Annotated in this window: 21 protein-coding genes; 3 read left to right on the plus strand and 18 right to left on the minus strand. The window is 55.3% G+C overall.

Features of this window, described 5'->3' with window-relative positions:
- Positions 1 to 72: 72 nt before the first annotated feature.
- The 18 genes from ACODS3_RS09360 to rpmH all read right to left on the minus strand — a co-directional run bounded on the left by ACODS3_RS09360 (position 73) and on the right by rpmH (position 16079).
- Positions 73 to 498 carry a F0F1 ATP synthase subunit epsilon gene (locus tag ACODS3_RS09360; RefSeq protein WP_025262613.1) on the minus strand — a complete coding sequence of 142 codons (426 nt, stop codon included), beginning with the start codon at positions 496 to 498 and terminating at the stop codon, positions 73 to 75.
- 44 nt (positions 499 to 542) lie between these two features.
- A complete protein-coding gene (gene atpD, locus ACODS3_RS09365; RefSeq protein ID WP_201001367.1) occupies positions 543 to 1919 on the minus strand; it encodes a F0F1 ATP synthase subunit beta in 1377 nt (458 codons plus the stop codon).
- 27 nt (positions 1920 to 1946) lie between these two features.
- Complete coding sequence (gene atpG / locus ACODS3_RS09370) at positions 1947 to 2807, minus strand: F0F1 ATP synthase subunit gamma (protein ID WP_025262615.1); 861 nt, start codon at positions 2805 to 2807, stop codon at positions 1947 to 1949.
- A gap of 50 nt (positions 2808 to 2857) precedes the next feature.
- Positions 2858 to 4402: a F0F1 ATP synthase subunit alpha gene (gene atpA / locus ACODS3_RS09375; protein WP_201001368.1), complete on the minus strand. Its 1545-nt coding sequence runs from the start codon at positions 4400 to 4402 to the stop codon at positions 2858 to 2860.
- A 21-nt stretch (positions 4403 to 4423) separates the two neighbouring features.
- Entirely contained in the window at positions 4424 to 4960 is a 537-nt protein-coding gene (locus ACODS3_RS09380; RefSeq protein WP_025262617.1) for a F0F1 ATP synthase subunit delta, read from the minus strand.
- Between the two features lie 12 nt (positions 4961 to 4972).
- Entirely contained in the window at positions 4973 to 5443 is a 471-nt protein-coding gene (locus tag ACODS3_RS09385) for a F0F1 ATP synthase subunit B (protein WP_025262618.1), read from the minus strand.
- A gap of 57 nt (positions 5444 to 5500) precedes the next feature.
- Positions 5501 to 5758: a F0F1 ATP synthase subunit C gene (gene atpE, locus ACODS3_RS09390; RefSeq protein ID WP_002555987.1), complete on the minus strand. Its 258-nt coding sequence runs from the start codon at positions 5756 to 5758 to the stop codon at positions 5501 to 5503.
- Positions 5759 to 5911: 153 nt separating this feature from the next.
- Entirely contained in the window at positions 5912 to 6781 is an 870-nt protein-coding gene (gene atpB, locus ACODS3_RS09395) for a F0F1 ATP synthase subunit A (RefSeq protein ID WP_201001369.1), read from the minus strand.
- 16 nt (positions 6782 to 6797) lie between these two features.
- Entirely contained in the window at positions 6798 to 7205 is a 408-nt protein-coding gene (locus ACODS3_RS09400; protein ID WP_201019765.1) for a F0F1 ATP synthase subunit I, read from the minus strand.
- 146 nt (positions 7206 to 7351) lie between these two features.
- A complete protein-coding gene (locus ACODS3_RS09405; protein WP_201001371.1) occupies positions 7352 to 8224 on the minus strand; it encodes a ParB/RepB/Spo0J family partition protein in 873 nt (290 codons plus the stop codon).
- A gap of 9 nt (positions 8225 to 8233) precedes the next feature.
- On the minus strand, positions 8234 to 9025 hold the full coding sequence (locus tag ACODS3_RS09410; RefSeq protein ID WP_201001373.1) for a ParA family protein: 792 nt from the start codon (positions 9023 to 9025) through the stop codon (positions 8234 to 8236).
- Positions 9026 to 9043: 18 nt separating this feature from the next.
- Positions 9044 to 9688 carry a 16S rRNA (guanine(527)-N(7))-methyltransferase RsmG gene (gene rsmG, locus ACODS3_RS09415; protein WP_201001374.1) on the minus strand — a complete coding sequence of 215 codons (645 nt, stop codon included), beginning with the start codon at positions 9686 to 9688 and terminating at the stop codon, positions 9044 to 9046.
- Between the two features lie 5 nt (positions 9689 to 9693).
- Complete coding sequence (gene mnmG, locus ACODS3_RS09420; protein ID WP_489034036.1) at positions 9694 to 11577, minus strand: tRNA uridine-5-carboxymethylaminomethyl(34) synthesis enzyme MnmG; 1884 nt, start codon at positions 11575 to 11577, stop codon at positions 9694 to 9696.
- Positions 11578 to 12151: 574 nt separating this feature from the next.
- Positions 12152 to 13522, minus strand: coding sequence for a tRNA uridine-5-carboxymethylaminomethyl(34) synthesis GTPase MnmE (gene mnmE / locus ACODS3_RS09425; protein WP_304574205.1), 1371 nt, complete (start codon positions 13520 to 13522; stop codon positions 12152 to 12154).
- Positions 13523 to 13600: 78 nt separating this feature from the next.
- Positions 13601 to 15286: a membrane protein insertase YidC gene (gene yidC, locus ACODS3_RS09430; RefSeq protein WP_201019768.1), complete on the minus strand. Its 1686-nt coding sequence runs from the start codon at positions 15284 to 15286 to the stop codon at positions 13601 to 13603.
- A 2-nt stretch (positions 15287 to 15288) separates the two neighbouring features.
- The gene (gene yidD / locus ACODS3_RS09435; protein ID WP_201019769.1) at positions 15289 to 15534 is read right to left on the minus strand and encodes a membrane protein insertion efficiency factor YidD; all 246 of its coding nucleotides are present in this window, start codon (positions 15532 to 15534) and stop codon (positions 15289 to 15291) included.
- Positions 15527 to 15928, minus strand: coding sequence for a ribonuclease P protein component (rnpA, locus tag ACODS3_RS09440; protein WP_201019775.1), 402 nt, complete (start codon positions 15926 to 15928; stop codon positions 15527 to 15529). The genes yidD and rnpA overlap by 8 nt, the downstream gene beginning before the upstream one ends.
- A gap of 16 nt (positions 15929 to 15944) precedes the next feature.
- Entirely contained in the window at positions 15945 to 16079 is a 135-nt protein-coding gene (gene rpmH / locus ACODS3_RS09445; protein ID WP_002551315.1) for a 50S ribosomal protein L34, read from the minus strand.
- Between the two features lie 606 nt (positions 16080 to 16685).
- On the opposite strand from rpmH, the gene dnaA reads away from it, so the two are divergent.
- From dnaA to recF, 3 genes are read left to right on the plus strand one after another with little or no spacing between them, the layout of a single operon-like run.
- Positions 16686 to 18209: a chromosomal replication initiator protein DnaA gene (gene dnaA / locus ACODS3_RS09450; RefSeq protein ID WP_201000818.1), complete on the plus strand. Its 1524-nt coding sequence runs from the start codon at positions 16686 to 16688 to the stop codon at positions 18207 to 18209.
- Positions 18210 to 18247: 38 nt separating this feature from the next.
- A complete protein-coding gene (gene dnaN / locus ACODS3_RS09455) occupies positions 18248 to 19351 on the plus strand; it encodes a DNA polymerase III subunit beta (protein WP_201000820.1) in 1104 nt (367 codons plus the stop codon).
- 22 nt (positions 19352 to 19373) lie between these two features.
- A complete protein-coding gene (gene recF / locus ACODS3_RS09460) occupies positions 19374 to 20477 on the plus strand; it encodes a DNA replication/repair protein RecF (protein ID WP_025257774.1) in 1104 nt (367 codons plus the stop codon).
- Positions 20478 to 20480: the final 3 nt, after the last annotated feature.

Raw genomic sequence — 20480 nt, forward strand, 5'->3', positions numbered from 1 at the left:
GCTGATCCTGAAAAAAGAAAAAGGGTAGCCGAGGCTACCCTTTTACTCAATCGCGCATTGAAACCAGCGGGGTTAGCCGCCGAACTTCTTGCGAATTTGCTGAACGGTGCGCAGCTGAGCTGCAGCCTCGGCCAGACGAGCAGTCGCAGATCCGTAATCGAAGTCCGCGCCTTTTTCGTTCAGGGCCTTCTCGGCAGCCTTGACGGCGGCCTGAGCAGAAGCTTCGTCCAGGTCGGCAGCACGTTGCACAGTATCGGCAAGCACCTTGACCATGTTCGGCTGAACCTCGAGGAAACCACCGGAGATGTAGAACACCTCGGCTTCCCCACCCTGCTTGATCAAGCGGATCGGGCCCGGTACCAGATTGGTGATCAGAGGCGCGTGGCCTGGAGCGATACCAAGATCACCCAGGTTACCGTGCGCAATCACCATCTCGACCAGACCGGAGAAGATTTCTCCTTCCGCGCTGACGATGTCGCAATGGACTGTCATAGCCATTTGCTTGCCTCAACCTGATTAGCGCCCGTTGCCGGGCGCCGGGATTACAGTTTCTTGGCTTTCTCGATAGCTTCTTCGATACCGCCGACCATGTAGAACGCTTGTTCTGGCAGGTGGTCGTAGTCACCGTTGAGGATGCCTTTGAAGCCAGCAATGGTGTCTTTCAGGGAAACGTATTTACCCGATGCACCAGTGAAGACTTCAGCCACGAAGAACGGCTGCGACAGGAAGCGCTGGATCTTACGAGCACGGTTTACCAACTGCTTGTCGGTTTCCGACAGCTCGTCCATACCCAGGATCGCGATGATGTCTTTCAGCTCTTTGTAACGCTGCAACACGTACTGAACGCCGCGAGCGGTGTCGTAGTGTTCCTGGCCGATGACGTTCGGGTCCAGCTGGCGCGAAGTCGAATCCAGTGGATCTACCGCTGGGTAGATACCCAGGGAAGCGATGTCACGGGACAGTACGACAGTTGCGTCCAAGTGGGCGAACGTGGTCGCTGGCGACGGGTCGGTCAAGTCGTCCGCTGGTACGTATACCGCCTGGATCGAGGTGATCGAACCGTTTTTGGTGGAAGTGATGCGCTCTTGCAGAGTACCCATCTCTTCAGCCAGGGTCGGTTGGTAACCTACTGCGGAAGGCATACGGCCCAGCAGTGCGGATACTTCGGTACCGGCCAGGGTGTAACGATAGATGTTGTCGACGAACAGCAGAACGTCGTTACCTTCGTCACGGAACTTCTCGGCCATGGTCAGGCCAGTCAGAGCAACGCGCAGACGGTTTCCCGGTGGCTCGTTCATCTGACCGTAAACCAGTGCCACTTTGTCCAGAACGTTGGAGTCCTTCATCTCGTGGTAGAAGTCGTTACCCTCACGAGTACGCTCACCCACACCGGCGAACACGGAATAACCGCTGTGCTCGATGGCGATGTTACGGATCAGTTCCATCATGTTTACGGTTTTGCCTACACCGGCACCACCGAACAGACCGACTTTACCACCCTTGGCGAACGGGCAAACCAGGTCGATAACCTTGATGCCTGTTTCCAGCAGATCGTTGCCACCTGCCTGTTCAGCGAAGGACGGCGCAGGACGGTGAATGCCCCAACGCTCTTCTTCACCGATAGGACCGGCTTCGTCGATCGGGTTGCCAAGGACGTCCATGATCCGGCCCAGAGTCGCTTTACCGACTGGTACGGAGATGGCTGTGCCGCTGTCGTTGACGTTCAGACCGCGCTTCAAGCCTTCGGTCGAACCCATTGCAATGGTACGAACCACGCCGTCGCCCAGCTGCTGCTGAACTTCGAGAGTGGTTTGCGCGCCTTCTACACTCAGCGCGTTATAGATACTCGGTACGCTATCGCGTGGGAATTCCACGTCGATCACGGCGCCGATGATTTGAACGATACGTCCGCTACTCATTAGCTGGTTCCTCTAATATTTGAACCGTTAAACCGCGGCAGCGCCGCCGACGATTTCCGAGATCTCTTGGGTGATCGCTGCCTGACGCGCCTTGTTGTAGATCAGCTGCAAATCGCTGATCAAATCACCGGCGTTGTCTGTGGCGTTCTTCATCGCGATCATCCGCGCAGCTTGTTCAGCAGCGTTGTTCTCGACCACCGCCTGGTACACCTGCGACTCAACGTAGCGAACCATCAAGCCGTCAAGCAGCTCTTTGGCATCGGGTTCGTAGAGATAGTCCCAGTGGTGCTTGAGTTTCTGATCCGGGGTTGCCACCAGCGGAATCAATTGCTCCACCGTTGGCTGCTGGGTCATGGTGTTGATGAACTTGTTGGATACCACGGACAGGCGATCAATTCGACCATCCAGGTAGGCATCCAGCATCACCTTGACGCTGCCGATCAGATCATTGATCGACGGCTCTTCGCCCAGGTGGCTGATCGCAGCGACGACGTTACCGCCGAAGTTGCGGAAAAATGCCGCACCTTTGCTGCCGACCACGCACAGATCGATCTCTACGCCGTTTTCACGGTTTACCGCCATGTCCTTGACCAAAGCCTTGAACAGGTTGGTGTTCAAGCCACCGCACAAACCACGGTCACTGCTCACTACGACATAACCGACACGCTTTACTTCGCGCTCGATCATGAACGGGTGGCGATACTCCGGGTTGGCGTTGGCAAGATGACCAATCACCTGACGGATGCGCTCCGCGTAAGGACGGCTAGCAGCCATGCGCGACTGAGCCTTGCGCATTTTGCTGACCGCCACTTTTTCCATGGCGCTGGTGATCTTTTGCGTGCTTTTGATGCTCGCAATCTTGCTGCGAATCTCTTTTGCGCCTGCCATGTAACACCTATCAGGTTAGCAAGCGGGAACCTTTCGGCTCCCGCTGCGGCTTACCAGGTTTGGGTGGCTTTGAACTTCTCGATACCGGCTTTGAGGCCAGCGTCGATTTCGTCATTGAAGTCACCCTTCACGTTGATCTTCGCCATCAAGTCGGCGTGATCGCGGTTGAAGTAAGCAATCAGAGCCTGCTCGAAGCTGCCGATTTTTGGAATCTCGATATCCACCAGGAAGCCACGTTCAGCGGCATACAGGGACAGCGACATATCAGCGATAGACATCGGCGCGTATTGCTTCTGCTTCATCAGCTCGGTAACGCGCTGACCATGCTCAAGCTGCTTGCGAGTGGCTTCATCCAAGTCAGAAGCGAACTGGGCGAATGCTGCCAGTTCACGGTACTGAGCCAGAGCGGTACGGATACCACCGGAAAGCTTCTTGATGATCTTGGTCTGTGCGGCACCACCTACACGGGATACCGAAACACCGGCGTTCACTGCCGGACGGATGCCGGAGTTGAACATGGCCGATTCCAGGAAGATCTGACCGTCAGTGATGGAAATCACGTTGGTCGGAACGAACGCGGAAACGTCGCCAGCCTGGGTTTCGATGATCGGTAGTGCAGTCAGGGAACCGGTTTTGCCGGTCACTGCGCCGTTGGTGAACTTCTCTACGTACTCTTCGGAAACACGCGATGCGCGCTCCAGCAGACGGGAGTGGAGATAGAACACGTCACCCGGGTAGGCTTCACGGCCTGGTGGACGGCGCAGCAGCAGGGAAATCTGGCGGTAAGCCACTGCTTGCTTGGACAGATCGTCATAAACGATCAGCGCGTCTTCACCGCGGTCGCGGAAGTACTCGCCCATGGTGCAACCCGAGTACGGTGCAAGGAATTGCAGCGCAGCGGATTCGGAAGCACTTGCAGCAACGATGATGGTGTTAGCCAGTGCACCGTTTTCTTCGAGCTTGCGAACAACGTTGGCGATGGTCGATTGTTTCTGACCAACTGCAACGTAGACGCAGAAGATGCCGCTGTTTTTCTGGTTGATGATCGCGTCGATCGCCATAGCGGTTTTACCGATCTGGCGGTCACCGATGATCAGCTCACGCTGGCCACGGCCGACTGGAATCATTGCGTCGACGGCCTTGTAACCAGTTTGCACTGGCTGGTCGACCGACTTACGCCAGATCACGCCTGGAGCAACTTTCTCGACCGCATCGGTCTCGGTGTTGTTCAGCGGACCTTTACCGTCAACAGGGTTGCCCAGTGCGTCGACTACGCGACCCAGCAGTTCCTTACCAACCGGAACTTCGAGGATGCGGCCAGTACACTTGGCGCTCATGCCTTCAGCCAGAGTCGTGTAGGCGCCCAGTACAACGGCACCGACAGAGTCTTGCTCAAGGTTCAGCGCCATACCGTAGACGCCGCCCGGAAACTCGATCATTTCGCCGTACATTACGTCGGCCAGACCGTGAATCCGCACGATACCGTCAGACACGCTGACGACGGTGCCTTCGTTACGGGCTTGGGAGGTTACATCGAGCTTCTCGATGCGACCCTTGATGATTTCACTTATTTCGGAAGGATTGAGTTGCTGCATTGCTCTGCTGCCCCTTCAAACTCAAGATTTCAATGCTTCGGCTAGTTGCGCGATCTTGCCGCGAACTGAGCCATCGATAACCAGGTCGCCGGCGCGGATAACGACACCACCGATAAGGGTGGCATCCTCCGCAGCATGCAGGCGCACTTCCCGGCCGAGCCGTGCACTGAGAACCTTGGCGAGTTTGTCTTGCTGTTCTTGGTTCAATGCAAAAGCACTGGTGACATCCACATCGACCGATTTTTCCTGCTCGGCCTTGTACAGGTCGAACAGTTCGGCGATCTCCGGCAGAAGCGGGAGACGGTCGTTTTCAGCAACGACATGGATGAAATTCTGTGCCTTGGCATCGAACTTGTCGCCACACACTTCAATAAAAGTGGTGGCCTTCTGTGCGCTCGTCAGTCGCGGGGCCTTGAGCAGGCTCTGCATGGTGTCGTCTTGCGACACCGCAGCAGCCAGGCCGAGCATGGCTGACCAATTGGCCAGTTGCTGGTGGGCCTGCGCGTGCTCGAAGGCCGCCTTAGCGTAAGGTCGGGCCAACGTGGTCAGTTCTGCCATGATCGCCCTCGCTTAAATTTCAGCAGCCAGTTTGTTAACCAGCTCCGCGTGCGCGTTTTGATCGATTGTGGCACCCAGGATCTTCTCGGCGCCATTGACTGCCAGGCTACCCAACTGGGCGCGCAGAGCGTCTTTGACACTGTTCAGTTCCTGCTCGATCTCGGCCTGAGCCTGAGCCTTCACACGGTCAGCTTCAACGCGAGCCTGTTCACGGGCTTCGTCGACAATCTGAGTACCGCGTTTCTTGGCCTGCTCAATGATTTCAGCTGCTTGAGCTTTAGCTTCGCGCAGTTGTTGACCCACTTTGTCTTGGGCCAGCTCCAGGTCGCGAGCTGCTCGTGTAGCAGCGTCCAGTCCATCCGCGATCTTCTTCTGACGTTCGTGCAAAGCCGCGATGACCGGAGGCCACACGAACTTCATGCAGAACAGCACAAAGATGAAGAACGCAACGGACTGGCCAATCAGGGTTGCATTAATATTCACGCCAACACCTCGCTCGTTCGTTGTCCATCACACCAATCAACTCGAAAAATCGAGCGATTAGCCAGCGAGTTGACCAACGAAGGGGTTCGCGAAGGTGAAGAACAGAGCGATACCAACACCGATCATGGTAACGGCGTCGAGCAGGCCCGCAACGATGAACATTTTAACTTGCAGCATTGGAACCATTTCTGGTTGACGCGCAGCGCCTTCCAGGAACTTACCGCCCAACAGGCCGAAACCGATTGCAGTACCCAGTGCGCCCAGGCCGATCAACAGTGCAACAGCGATAGCGGTTAGACCAACTACAGTTTCCATCTTTCCTCCCGACTTTTACGTCGTATTGGTTAGGTTTTCTTAGATTAAAGCGGTAAAACAAAATCGTTTGTTACATCAGCCCTTGCGGTCTCCCGCTTGCGGCTCCCTCTCACCAATGGCAAGAGGGTCATCAGATGCACCGAATGGCGAATCTTAATGGTTATCTTCGTGAGCCATCGACAGGTAAACGATGGTCAGCATCATGAAGATGAACGCTTGCAGGGTGATGATCAGGATGTGGAATACAGCCCACGCCCATTGCAGCACCACACCCAGGCCACTGAGCCAGAGCAGGCCACTGCCGAACATGACCGCGATCAGGATGAATACCAGCTCGCCAGCGTACATGTTGCCGAACAGACGCAGTGCCAGCGAAATCGGCTTGGCTACCAGGGTCACGAATTCAAGCAGGAAGTTCACCGGAATCAGCAGCGCCTGAACGAAGATGTTCTTGCTGCCGAACGGGTGAAGGGTCAGTTCGCCGATGAAACCACCGATGCCCTTGACCTTGATGCTGTAGAAAATGATCAGTGCGAAGACCGACAGAGCCATGCCCAGAGTGGCATTTGGGTCAGTGGTCGGAACAGCACGGAAAGGAATGTGCTCATCGCCCGAGATCAGCATCGCCAGCTGAGGAATCCAGTCGACAGGAACCAGGTCGACGGCGTTCATCAGGAACACCCAGACGAAAATGGTCAGAGCCAGTGGAGCGATCACGGCGCTACGGCCGTGGAAGCTGTCACGCACGCTGCCATCGACGAACTCGACCAGCACTTCGACGAAGTTCTGCAGAGCGCCAGGCTGACCGGAAGTTACCTTCTTGGCCGCCATGCGGAAAATAAGAACGAAAATAAGGCCCAGTGCGACCGACCAGCCGAGGGTATCGACGTGGAAAGCCCAAAAGCCCATTTCTTTTGCTTCTGCTGCGGTGTGGGCAAAGCCCCAGCTGCCGTTGGGTAGCTGACCGAAAGTCAGGTTCTGCAAGTGGTGCTGGATATAGCCCGAAGCTGTTTGCTCTGCCATTTTTGCCTCAAACGCCCTAAGGTCTCGAAAGTCTTGTTCTCATTAGCAGGGGAGCGAACCAGTTGACCACCTGGATCAACATGAACACGCCGAATACAGCTAGCGGCGCCAATGGCTTCACACCTGCGAACGTCAGTGCAAAAAGCACTGCCGTAAAAATCAGTTTGCCTGCCTCGCCGGCATAAAATGACCGGACGATGGCTTGCGCTGCTCTAGCCCCGGAAAACCGGAAAGCCTTGTGAGCAAAGTACAAATTGGGCAGCCAGGCTATCAGGCCACCGCACAGCCCAGAATATCCCGCTACGACTCCTTTCAACTGCCAAAGCGCAAAAGCGGCCAGCAGCAGGACAATCAATTGAGCCAGCAATACCGGAAAAACCGCTAGTCGATGGAACGGCAAGCGGTCTGGCATGCGTGATTCCATCGCAACTGCTCCTTGAATGTCGGTCGCCATAAGCAATAACTTGGCATAATTTGTGCCGACAAAATGCGCGCAGAGTATAGGGGCGGTTAAGCCCCTATTCAACCGTAAGGTAGTGATTTCCGACTACACGCTACAGAGCAATTGTTTCAGCGAATGTGGGCAAGCACACCTTGCAACTCATCCAGCGAGTTATAACGGATGACTAACTGCCCTTTTCCCTTCTGTCCGTGACGGATCTGGACCGCAGAGCCCAGCCGCTCGGCAAGGCGCTGTTCCAGCCGACTGATGTCCGGATCTGTTTTTACCGCCTCCACTGGAGCCGGTTTGCCACTGAGCCACTGCCTGACAAGCGCTTCGGTCTGACGCACAGTCAGGCCACGTGCGACAACATGTCGCGCACCCTCGATCTGCCTTTCTTCAGGTAAACCGAGCAATGCACGGGCATGGCCCATTTCCAGATCACCATGCGACAGCATGGTCTTGATGACCTCAGGCAATGCAATCAGACGCAGCAGGTTGGCCACACTGACTCGTGACTTGCCGACTGCATCGGCGACCTGCTGCTGAGTCAGTTGAAACTCTTGCTGCAACCGCTGCAGGGCCATCGCTTCTTCGATGGGGTTGAGGTCTTCGCGCTGGATGTTCTCGATCAACGCCATGGCGATGGCGTTTTCATCCGAGACTTCGCGGACCATTGCCGGAATCGTCTCTACGCCTGCCTGCTGGCTGGCACGCCAGCGACGCTCACCTGCAATGATCTCGTAGCGATTGTCACCAATGGGACGAATCACGATCGGCTGCATGACGCCCTGGGACTTGATCGACAGGGCAAGCTCTTCAAGCGCCTGGGGATCCATATCGCGACGCGGCTGGTACTTGCCACGCTGGATCAGATCCAGAGGCACATGCTGCAGCTCGCGCTGATCGATCTTGACGGCCTGTTCTTCCAGAGAACTGACGGTTGGACTGCTCAGAAGTGCGTCCAACCCACGTCCGAGACCTCGTTTCTTGACGGCCATGGGAATTCCTTAGGTTGGCTGCGCGGCTTTCGAGCTGCGACGTTGACGACGTACCAGTTCACCCGCCAGGGCCAGGTAAGCCAGCGCACCGCGGGAAGCCTTGTCATAGGCCAGAACCGGCATGCCAAAACTCGGCGCTTCGGCGAGCCTGATGTTGCGCGGGATCACGGTGTCGTAGAGCTGTTCGCCAAAGTGTTCCTTGAGCTGCGCGGAAACATCGTTGATCAGGCTCAGGCGCGGGTCGTACATCGTGCGCAGCAACCCTTCTATTTTCAGTTGAGGGTTGAGCAGTTCTGCGATGCGCTTGATGTTATCCACAAGGTCGCTGAGACCTTCGAGCGCAAAATACTCGCACTGCATGGGGATAATGACCCCATCGGATGCCACCAGGGCATTGAGGGTCAGCATCGACAGCGACGGTGGGCAGTCAATGAGGATGTAATCGTAGTTTTCCCGGATAGGCGCCAGCGCATTGCGCAAGCGGCTTTCCTTCATCTGCATTTCCAGCAACACCACTTCGGCCGCCGTAAGGTCACGGTTGGCCGGCAGCAGTTGATAACCGCCATGTTCGGAAAACTGTATCGCCTCGGCCAGATCGCATTCACCGATCAGCAAGTCGTATACCGAGTTTTCCAGGGTGTGTTTATCCACACCGCTACCCATGGTCGCGTTGCCCTGAGGGTCGAGATCGATCAACAGCACGCGGCGCTTGGTTGCAACCAGTGACGCTGCGAGGTTGATACAAGTGGTGGTTTTACCCACACCACCTTTCTGGTTCGCTATCGCGAATACCTTAGCCATTCTTGCTTGTGTTCCCAGTCATGCCGTGCGGCGCAGTATCAGCAGATGGCGTTGGCCTTGGCAACCTGGAACGGTCAAGGCTTGTGCGCTATCGAGATGAAAATCTGGCGGCAATGCTACCAGTTCATCGGTCGGATGCAGCCCTTTCATCGCCAGCCAACGTGTATCGGTGTCGCCCATGTGGCGCGTCCACCCAGTAAAGTCTTCCAGACTGCTGAACGCCCGGGAAACAATTCCCGTGAACGGCGCATCTGGCTGATAAGCCTCTGCACGGCTGTGGATAACTTCGAGGTTGTCGAGTTTCAGCTCAAGTTTGACCTGAGTCTGGAACCGGGTTTTCTTGCCATTGCTGTCCAGAAGCGAAACTTTCATCTCCGGGAACATGATAGCCAACGGAATACCGGGCATCCCGCCACCACTACCAACGTCCAGCCAGCGTGGGCCTTCGATGAAAGGAACGACACTCAGGCTGTCGAGCAAATGACGCGAAACCATCTCGTCCGGATTGCGCACAGCCGTCAGGTTGTAGGCTTTGTTCCACTTTATCAACAGCTCAAGGTAAGCCAGTAACTGGCCATGCTGCTTTTCGCTCAGATCCACGCCCAGTTCCCGGGCACCTGTGGATAATTCCTGAGCATGCTGCGGGGTAACCATAGAACTCAAGCGCTTTACTCCAACTGACGGCCCGCGCCGCGTTTTTTCAAATGAATCATCAACAGGGAAATCGCCGCCGGCGTAACGCCAGGAATCCGCGATGCCTGTCCCAGGGTCTCGGGACGAGTTATCCCCAGCTTGCCTTGAATCTCTTTCGACAGACCGGAAATCGTCGTGTAGTCGATGTCTTCCGGCAGTTTTGTATCTTCACTGGCCCGCAGACGGGCAATTTCGTCCTGCTGACGTTCGATGTAACCGGCGTATTTGGTCTTGATCTCGACCTGCTCGGTGACTTGAGGGTCGCTACAGCCCTCGCCGGTAAGGGAAATCAGGCTCGCATAATCGACTTCCGGACGAGTCAGCAGGTTGAGCAGATTGTATTCGTGAGTCAGCGGCGTGCCGAAGTGTGCGGCAATCGCATCGCCCTGCTCTGTACCAGGTCGAACCCAGGTACTTTTCAGACGCTGTTCTTCAAGCGCGATATTTTCACGCTTGGTGCAGAACGCTGCCCAGTGGGCGTCGTCGATTAGCCCCAGCTCACGACCTTTTTCGGTCAGACGCAGGTCGGCGTTGTCTTCACGCAGGATCAGACGATATTCGGCACGGGATGTGAACATCCGGTAAGGCTCTTGTGTGCCGAGTGTAATCAGGTCGTCAACCAGTACGCCGATGTACGCTTCATCACGACGCGGGCACCAGCTTTCCTTGCCCTGGGCGCGAAGCGCAGCGTTGGTCCCGGCCAGCAGACCTTGCGCACCGGCTTCTTCGTAGCCAGTGGTGCCGTTGATCTGGCCAGCGAAAAACAGGCCGCCGATGACTTTGGTTTCCAGGCTGTATTTCAGGTCCCGAGGATCGAAGTAGTCATACTCGATGGCGTAACCAGGACGGACGATGTGCGCATTCTCCATGCCGCGAATCGAACGAACGATCTGCAACTGCACATCGAATGGCAGCGAAGTGGAAATTCCGTTCGGATACAGCTCGTGAGTGGTCAAGCCTTCAGGTTCGATGAAGACCTGATGGCTTTCCTTGTCGGCAAAGCGATGGATCTTGTCTTCGATCGAAGGGCAGTAGCGCGGGCCGATACCTTCGATCACACCGGAATACATGGGTGAACGATCAAGGTTGGAGGCAATGATTTCGTGGGTCCGGGCATTGGTATGCGTGATCCAGCAACTGACTTGCTCTGGATGCTGCTCCTTGGAACCCAGGAACGACATGACCGGTATAGGCGTATCGCCAGGTTGTTCTGTCATCACCGAAAAATCGACCGAACGGCCATCGATACGCGGTGGCGTACCGGTTTTCAGGCGACCAACGCGCAGCGGCAGTTCACGTAACCGTTTTGCAAGGGCAATCGACGGCGGATCTCCTGCACGGCCACCGGAATAGTTCTGCATACCGATGTGGATAAGTCCGCCCAGGAACGTACCAGTGGTCAAGACCACGGAATCGGCCATGAAACGCAGACCCATTTGGGTAACAACGCCACGGACCTGATCCTGCTCGACGATCAGGTCATCGCAGGCCTGTTGAAATATCCACAGGTTCGGCTGGTTTTCCAGGATTTCGCGAATGGCGGCCTTGTACAGGACACGGTCTGCCTGAGCACGAGTGGCTCGTACTGCTGGCCCTTTGCGGCTGTTCAATACACGGAACTGGATGCCGCCTTTATCGGTGGCCGTTGCCATCGCACCACCAAGGGCGTCGATTTCCTTGACCAGATGACTTTTGCCAATGCCGCCAATGGCCGGGTTACAGCTCATCTGACCGAGCGTTTCCACGTTGTGCGTCAGCAATAGGGTTTTGACACCCATGCGTGCCGACGCAAGTGCGGCCTCGGTACCGGCATGACCGCCACCGATGACGATCACTTCAAAACGGGAAGGGAAATCCACCACGCACCTCGTGCCTGTTGTCGATGGGAAATTGGGATAGCTGACAAGTATAGGGAATACACCCACCTGAAAGAAACCCGTTGCACAAAATTTAACCAGCTGTGGAAAACTGATGAATAAAGAAATTAAAAAGGAAAGAAATCTTATAAAACCTTGTTTTTATGTTTATTCTTACTGAGCATCCTTTCTGTGGATAAGGTTCTACAGGCCATATAAATCAATATGTACAGCGATTCAAAAGTCTGTGTTCATGTGCCATTGAGGCCTTTGGATAACCGTCTTGAGCCTGTGGATTAAATGACCACTTGTCCACAGAGGGGTTTATCTTCAGCTTTCGACCCCAGTTATCAACTGAGCTCAGAAGCAGTTATTCACAGGGCTTAATTCTGCTGAAAAGCACTTTGAATGGACAATTCACAGGCCCGTAAGCCCACAGAATTGTGTTTTGGTGCGACCAGTGGCAATGAGCAGGCAGGGCAAAGCCTTTCTCTGTGAATAAGAGAGGCTTGCTGGGGGACTAGAAAGGGAGTTCAGAAAGGCAAGCCCGACATTGCGTCGGGCTGTATTGCCGAGATTACTTGCCGATGCAGAAGCTTGAGAAGATCCTGCCGAGCAGGTCGTCGGAGCTGAAAGCCCCGGTAATTTCACCCAACGCCTGCTGAGCCTGGCGCAGGTCTTCCGCCAATAGCTCGCCTGCGCCGGCCAATGTCAGTTGTGCGCGGCCATGCTCCAGAAAGTCACTGGCATGACGCAGAGCTTCGAGATGGCGTCGACGTGCGCTGAAGCTGCTTTCCGAGGTCTGCTCGTATCCCATGCAGGCTTTGAGGTGCTCGCGCAGCAGTTCCAGACCTTCACCTCCGGCCTTGGCACTGAGACTGATCGTGACATGGCCATCAGCGCTGGTTTCCAGAGCGATGAGGTCGCCACTGAGATCGGCCTTGTTACGGATTAGCGTAACTTTGGATGCATCAGGGCGTTGTTCCAGGAACTCTGGCCATAGTGCGAAAGGATCGGTCGCTTCAGGCGCCGTAGCGTCTACCACCAGCAAGATGCGATCTGCCTCGCCAATGGCCTTGAGGGCACGTTGTACGCCGATGATTTCCACCTGATCGTCGGTATCGCGCAGGCCTGCCGTATCCACAACATGCAGTGGCATGCCGTCTATGTGGATATGTTCGCGCAGCACATCACGTGTCGTGCCGGCTATCTCGGTGACAATCGCAGCCTCTCGACCTGCCAGGGCATTGAGCAGGCTGGATTTGCCGGCATTGGGACGACCAGCAATCACTACAGTCATGCCGTCCCGCAGCAGCGCACCCTGGCCTGCTTCGCGCAGCACTGTGGATAACTCGTTACGCACCTCATCAAGCATGCTCAGTACATGGCCATCAGCAAGAAAGTCGATTTCTTCCTCAGGAAAGTCGATGGCCGCTTCGACATAGATCCGCAGGCTGATCAACTTCTCGGTCAAGTTATCCACACGCTGCGAAAAAACACCCTGCAAGGAGCGTAATGCGTTGCGCGCAGCCTGTGCAGAACTGGCTTCGATCAGATCCGCGATGGCCTCTGCTTGAGCGAGATCGAGCTTATCGTTGAGGAACGCCCGTTCGCTGAATTCACCTGGCCTTGCCAGACGGCTGCCAAGTTGCAGGCAACGTTGCAGCAGCATATCCAGAACGATAGGGCCGCCGTGGCCTTGCAGCTCCAGGACGTCCTCGCCGGTAAAGGAGTTTGGGCCAGGAAAATACAGCGCAATCCCTTCATCGATGACCTGGCCAGTTTCATCCTCGAAAGGCCCGTAGTGAGCAAATCGTGGTTTTGGCGTGCGGCCAATGATCGCTTGAGCAGCCTTGCTCGCCAAAGGCCCGGATATACGCACGATGCCAACACCCCCGCGACCTTGGGCGGTTGCGATGGCTGCGATGGTTTCACGAGGGACGTTCATGGTCCGGCTCCTGGACAACTGACAGATAGCAAAACGCCCCACGAGGGGGCGTCTTGTAAAACTTGTTCACAGGTTAGATCAAGCAGCAGCCTTGTTGGTAGCGGCTTCGATCTTGCGAGTGATGTAGGCCTGCTGTGCGATCGACAGGGTGTTGTTCACAACCCAGTACAGAACCAGACCGGCAGGGAACCACAGGAAGAAGAACGTGAAGATGATTGGCATCATTTTCATGACCTTGGCCTGCATCGGATCCGGCGGAGTCGGGTTCAGACGCTGCTGGATGAACATGGTTGCGCCCATGATGATCGGCAGGATAAAGAACGGGTCTTTGATCGACAGGTCGGTTATCCACAGGATCCACGGAGCCTGACGCATTTCCACGCTTTCCAGGAGTACCCAGTACAGCGAGAGGAAAACCGGCATCTGGACAAGAATCGGCAAGCATCCACCCAGCGGGTTGATCTTTTCTTTCTTGTACAGCTCCATCATTGCCTGGGACATCTTCTGACGATCGTCACCAAACTGCTCTTTCAGGGCGGTCAGCTTTGGACCTACGGCACGCATGCGCGCCATGGATTTGTAGCTGGCAGCAGAGAGAGGGAAGAACAAGCCTTTGATCAGCATGGTCAGGAAGATGATCGACCAGCCCCAGTTACCCACAATGGCGTGGATATGTTGCAGCAACCAGAAAATTGGTTGGGCAATGAACCACAGAATGCCGTAGTCGACAGTCAGTTCCAGACCTGGGGATAACTCTTTGAGTACTGCCTGGCTTTTCGGGCCGGCATACAGCGTCGCGCTGGTTTCGCCTTTGGCACCGGCTGCAACAGCCAGTGTCGGGCCAGTGAAACCGATGATGTAGTTGCCTTGGTTGTCTTTACGAGTCTGAACAGCATTGCTGTCGCTGTGGCTTGGAATCCAGGCCGTCACGAAGTAATGCTGAAGCCACGCAACCCAGCCACCTTGTACTGTTTCTTTCAGCGGAGCCTTGTCGATATCTTTCATCGACACTTTTTTGTACGGCTCTGCAGCTGTCCACAAGGCAGCACCCAGGTAGGTTGCAGTGCCAGTGGCAGTGGTCGAAGACGGATCGGAGCTGGCATCGCGCTTCAATTGTGCAAACAGATTGCCCGCCCAAGGCTGAGCGCTCTGGTTATCCACAACGTAGGTGACCACTACATCGTACAAACCGCGCTTGAATGTGAAGCGCTTGATGTAATTGACGCCGTTATCAGCGAATTTCAGCTCGACGACCAGATCATTCTGGCCATCGTTCAGTTGATAAGTCTTTTGTGCAGACGAATAAACCGGACGGCCGGTAGCACGGGCATCAGGTCCGTTGGTACCGGTCAGGCCGCTTTGTGCCAGAAAGGTACGTTCACTGCCGTTGTCGAACAGCTGGAAAGGAACATCCGGGCGGTCCTGGCGACGTGGATACAGCGGCAAACGAAGTTGGACTACGTCACCACCTACCGGATCGATCGCCAGATCGAGCACGTCAGTCTTGACCTGAATCAGGTCTTTGCTGGGCGCTACCGGAGTTTCCAGAGGCGCTGCGACATTATTCGCGGTCGGGCTTGGAACATCGGCATTTGCAGAACCATTAGTACCAGCAGCCGTATCCGGTATAGCCGGTGCGGTTGTGCTGGCTGCAACATTCTGGGTCGGCATGGCAGCCTGGCCGTAGTCTTGGTTCCATTTCAGAACCCCGACGTAGGTCACGATTGCCAGGGCGACGATCAGGATCGTGCGTTTAATATCCATGATTACTCGGCCATCGAAGAAGAACGGGAGGTGGGGATAGGTGGAACCGGGTCATAACCACCGGGATTCCACGGATGACAGCGGCCCAAACGACGAAGTGTCAGCCAGCCGCCGCGTAAAAGGCCATGATTATCGATGGCTTCATACGCATAGCAGGAACAACTGGGGTAGAAACGACAGTGACTGGCCATCAGCGGGCTAATGGCGTAGCGGTAAAACTGGATCGGAACGAGTGCCAGTTTACGCATCTGGACTGTCTACCCCTGCAGTTTCGGTTTTTGCTTCTGGAGTGGGTCGGCTACGCGCCAGACGTTTCCAGAGCTTGCCGAAATGCTGAATCAGTTCAGGGTTTTCTACATCACCCAAACCTTTACGCGCGACGATCACGATATCCCAACCGACCAGATTATCCTGGTGCTGGCGGAATGATTCGCGCATGAGGCGTTTCAAGCGGTTTCGCTCAACGGAGAGCTTTACGCTCTTTTTACCTATCACCAGCCCCAGACGAGGATGATCAAGGTCGTTGTTGCGTGCAAGGAGCAGGAGATTTTTACCCGGAACCTTGCCGGTAGGGGAGTCAAAGACTGCCTTGAAATGCCGGGGAGTCAGCAAACGCTTTTCCCGACTGAAGTCTCGACTCACCACCAGTGCCGATTTATCAAACTGCCAGACGCTTACGGCCTTTGGCGCGACGACGCGACAGGACTGCACGGCCGTTCTTGGTGGCCATACGGGCACGGAAACCGTGGGTGCGGGCGCGCTTGATAGTGCTGGGTTGGAAAGTACGTTTCATGGCGTGTTACCTGGTTCGTCCACTACGGGCCGGAATGGCCCCCGTTTTAAGAGACCGGGGATTCTAGAGAAAGCAGGCGTGCAGGTCAATTTCCAACCAGCTTTTCCTTTATTTACTTCCTTACGAGTCATTACGCATTCCTTACGAGTCATTACGCATTCCTCATCCGCATCCGGGGTGACCTGAGAGAAATCAGTTATAGAAATAAAAAGAGGGAATATTTAAAGCTTCTTTGTAGAGCTTATAAAGACTAGGGACGCACCTGTCTGTGGATAACCAATCGAAGTCCTTTAAAATCAATGTGTACAGAAGATCATAAGGCTGTCGAGAAACCGTGCTCTCCCTGTGCTGTGACCTCGGAAAAGCTGTGTATGGAATGGCATGTTATCCACAGGTGCGTTATCCACAGAGTTTCGACCCGACTTATGCAATGAGCTGAAGCCGGTTTATCCACAGAGCTTATCCACCTACCGTCTGTCGACTTTTCAAGTAATAAAAGCCGGCTTTCTCCTTGTTTGTGAGCAACCTACATGTGGATAAGTCGGCGTCTGATCGTTACAATGGCGGATGTTTTTGCCTCACCGGCTTTCGACTTAGGGGATATCCGTGTCAGTGGAACTTTGGCAGCAGTGCGTGGAGCTTTTGCGCGATGAGCTGCCTGCCCAGCAATTCAACACTTGGATCCGTCCGCTACAGGTCGAAGCCGAAGGCGACGAGTTGCGTGTGTATGCACCAAACCGTTTCGTTCTCGATTGGGTAAACGAAAAGTACCTGAGTCGTCTGCTTGAGCTGTTGGGCGAGCACGGCCAGGGAATGGCGCCTGCTCTTTCCTTATTAATAGGAAGCAAGCGCAGCTCGGCACCGCGTGCGGCACCCAATGCACCGTTGGCCGCTGCTGCTTCGCAGGCGCTGTCGGCCAACAACGTCAGCAGCGTTTCAACACCTGTTGCTGCGCCTGTGGTGGCTGCTGCTCCAGCTCCGGTCCAGAGCCCCGAGACTCACGACGAACCTTCGCGTGACAGTTTCGATCCGATGGCGGGTGCCAGTTCGCAGCAGGCTCCAGCGCGTGCCGAGCAGCGCACTGTCCAGGTCGAAGGTGCGCTCAAGCACACCAGCTACCTGAACCGCACGTTCACTTTTGAAAACTTTGTCGAAGGTAAGTCCAACCAGTTGGCCCGTGCTGCGGCCTGGCAGGTTGCTGATAACCCCAAGCATGGTTACAACCCGCTGTTCCTTTATGGTGGCGTCGGTCTGGGTAAGACTCACTTGATGCATGCGGTGGGCAACCATCTGCTCAAGAAGAACCCGAACGCGAAGGTTGTCTATCTGCACTCGGAGCGCTTCGTGGCCGATATGGTCAAGGCGCTGCAACTGAACGCGATCAATGAGTTCAAGCGCTTCTACCGCTCGGTCGATGCGTTGCTGATCGATGACATTCAGTTCTTCGCCCGCAAGGAGCGTTCCCAGGAAGAGTTTTTCCACACCTTCAACGCATTGCTCGAAGGTGGGCAGCAGGTCATTCTCACCAGTGACCGTTACCCTAAAGAGATCGAAGGCCTGGAAGAACGACTGAAATCCAGGTTTGGCTGGGGGCTTACGGTGGCCGTCGAGCCGCCAGAGCTGGAAACCCGCGTTGCGATCCTGATGAAGAAAGCTGATCAGGCCAAGGTCGAATTACCCCATGACGCTGCATTCTTCATTGCGCAGCGCATTCGCTCCAACGTCCGTGAACTCGAAGGTGCGCTCAAGCGTGTCATCGCTCACTCGCACTTCATGGGCCGTGATATCACGATCGAACTGATTCGTGAGTCGCTTAAAGATTTGTTGGCGTTGCAGGACAAGCTGGTGAGTGTGGATAACATTCAACGCACTGTCGCCGAGTACTACAAGATCAAGATCTCCGACCTGTTGTCCAAGCGTCGTTCCCGATCTGTCGCACGTCCACGTCAGGTGGCGATGGCGCTTTCCAAGGAACTGACCAACCACAGTCTTCCGGAAATCGGTGATGTATTCGGTGGCCGCGACCACACGACTGTTCTGCATGCATGTCGCAAGATCAACGAACTCAAGGAATCCGACGCGGATATCCGCGAGGACTACAAGAACCTGCTGCGGACTCTGACTACATGATGACGCCAGTGCAGCTTATTAAGGCAAGGGACTAGACCATGCATTTCACCATTCAACGCGAAGCCCTGTTGAAACCCCTGCAATTGGTCGCCGGCGTGGTTGAACGCCGTCAGACCTTGCCGGTGCTATCCAATGTGCTCATGGTCGTCGAAGGCCAGCAACTTTCCCTGACAGGTACTGACCTGGAAGTGGAGCTGGTGGGTCGTGTCCAACTCGAAGAGCCTGCTGAGCCAGGGGAAATCACTGTCCCTGCGCGCAAGCTGATGGATATCTGCAAGAGCCTGCCGAACGACGTGCTGATCGACATCAAGGTCGATGACTCCAAAGTGGTGGTCAAGGCAGGTCGTAGCCGCTTCACCTTGTCCACGCTACCTGCCAACGATTTCCCTACCGTTGAGGAAGGCCCGGGCTCACTGACTTTCGACCTGGTGCAAAGCAAGCTGCGTCGTTTGATCGAGCGCACCAGTTTTGCCATGGCTCAACAGGATGTCCGTTACTACCTCAACGGCATGCTGCTTGAAGTTAGCGCTGGCATCTTGCGTGCTGTCGCCACTGACGGCCACCGCCTGGCCATGTGCTCGATGTCTGCACAGATCGAGCAAGCCGACCGTCATCAAGTGATCGTGCCACGTAAAGGCATTCTGGAAATGGCGCGTCTGCTCACCGAGCAGGACGGCATCGTCAGCATCGTATTGGGTCAGCACCACATTCGTGCCACGACCGGTGAGTTCACCTTTACCTCCAAACTGGTAGACGGCAAATTCCCGGACTACGAGCGTGTTCTGCCTAAAGGTGGTGACAAGCTGGTATTGGGTGATCGTCAGGCATTGCGTGAAGCTTTCAGCCGTACCGCCATTCTGTCGAACGAAAAATACCGTGGTATCCGCCTGCAACTGGCAAGTGGTCAGTTGAAGATTCAGGCGAACAACCCTGAGCAGGAAGAAGCAGAAGAAGAGATCAGCGTAGAGTACAGCGGTGACTCCCTGGAAATCGGTTTCAACGTGAGCTATCTGCTAGACGTGCTGGGTGTGATGACAACAGAACAAGTGCGCTTGATTCTGTCGGACTCCAACAGCAGTGCTCTGGTACAAGAATCGGATAACGATGATTCCGCCTACGTTGTCATGCCGATGCGTCTGTAACCTCATGTTCAGCGCTATCTAGATGTCTCTTAGCCGCATCTCGGTCACTGGGGTGCGCAATCTGCACCCGGTGACCTTTTCCCCCTCCCCGCGTATCAACATTCTTTACGGTGCCAACGGAAGTGGCAAAACCAGCGTGCTGGAAGCCATTCACTTGCTGGGCATTGCACGCTCGTTTCGCAGCAGTCGCCTTCTTCCAGTCATTCAATATGAACAGCCAGCCTGCACTGTCTTTGGTCAGGTTCAACTGGCTGAGAGTGGCCAAAGCAATCTGGGAATTTCCCGGGACAGACAAGGCGAGTTTCAGATTCGCATTGATGGGCAAAATGCACGCAGTGCTGCTCAACTGGCCGAGATACTTCCACTGCAACTGATCAACCCCGACAGTTTTCGCTTGCTGGAAGGCGCACCGAAAATACGCCGACAGTTTCTGGACTGGGGAGTGTTCCACGTGGAACCTCGTTTCATGTCCACCTGGCAGCGGCTCCAGAAGGCCCTGCGGCAGCGGAACTCATGGCTGCGGCATGGTACACTTGACGCCGCTTCGCAAGCGGCATGGGATCGGGAACTGTGCCTGGCCAGTGATGAAATCGATGAGTTTCGTCGCACTTATATCAAGGCCCTGAAACCCGTCTTTGAACAAACTTTGAGCGAACTTGTTGAGCTTGAAGGTTTGACCCTGAGCTACTACCGAGGCTGGGATAAGGAAAAAGAGCTGAGCACTGTGCTCGCTTCATCCTTGCATCGTGATCAGCAAATGGGCCATACACAGGCCGGACCGCAACGCGCTGATTTGCGTCTTAGATTGGGCGCACACAATGCTGCGGATATATTGTCCCGCGGTCAGCAGAAATTAGTGGTCTGTGCATTGCGCATCGCTCAAGGGCATCTGGTTAGCCAGGCTCGCCGCGGCCAATGTATTTACCTGGTGGACGACTTGCCTTCCGAACTGGACGACAACCACCGCCGCGCACTTTGTCGCTTGCTGGAAGAATTACGCTGCCAGGTATTTATTACCTGTGTAGATCAAGAATTTTTGAGGGAAGGCTGGCAGACGGAAACGCCAGTTGCTTTGTTCCACGTGGAACAAGGCCGTATCACCCAGACCCACGACCATCGGGAGTGATTG

Source organism: Pseudomonas sp. FG43 (assembly GCF_057809175.1).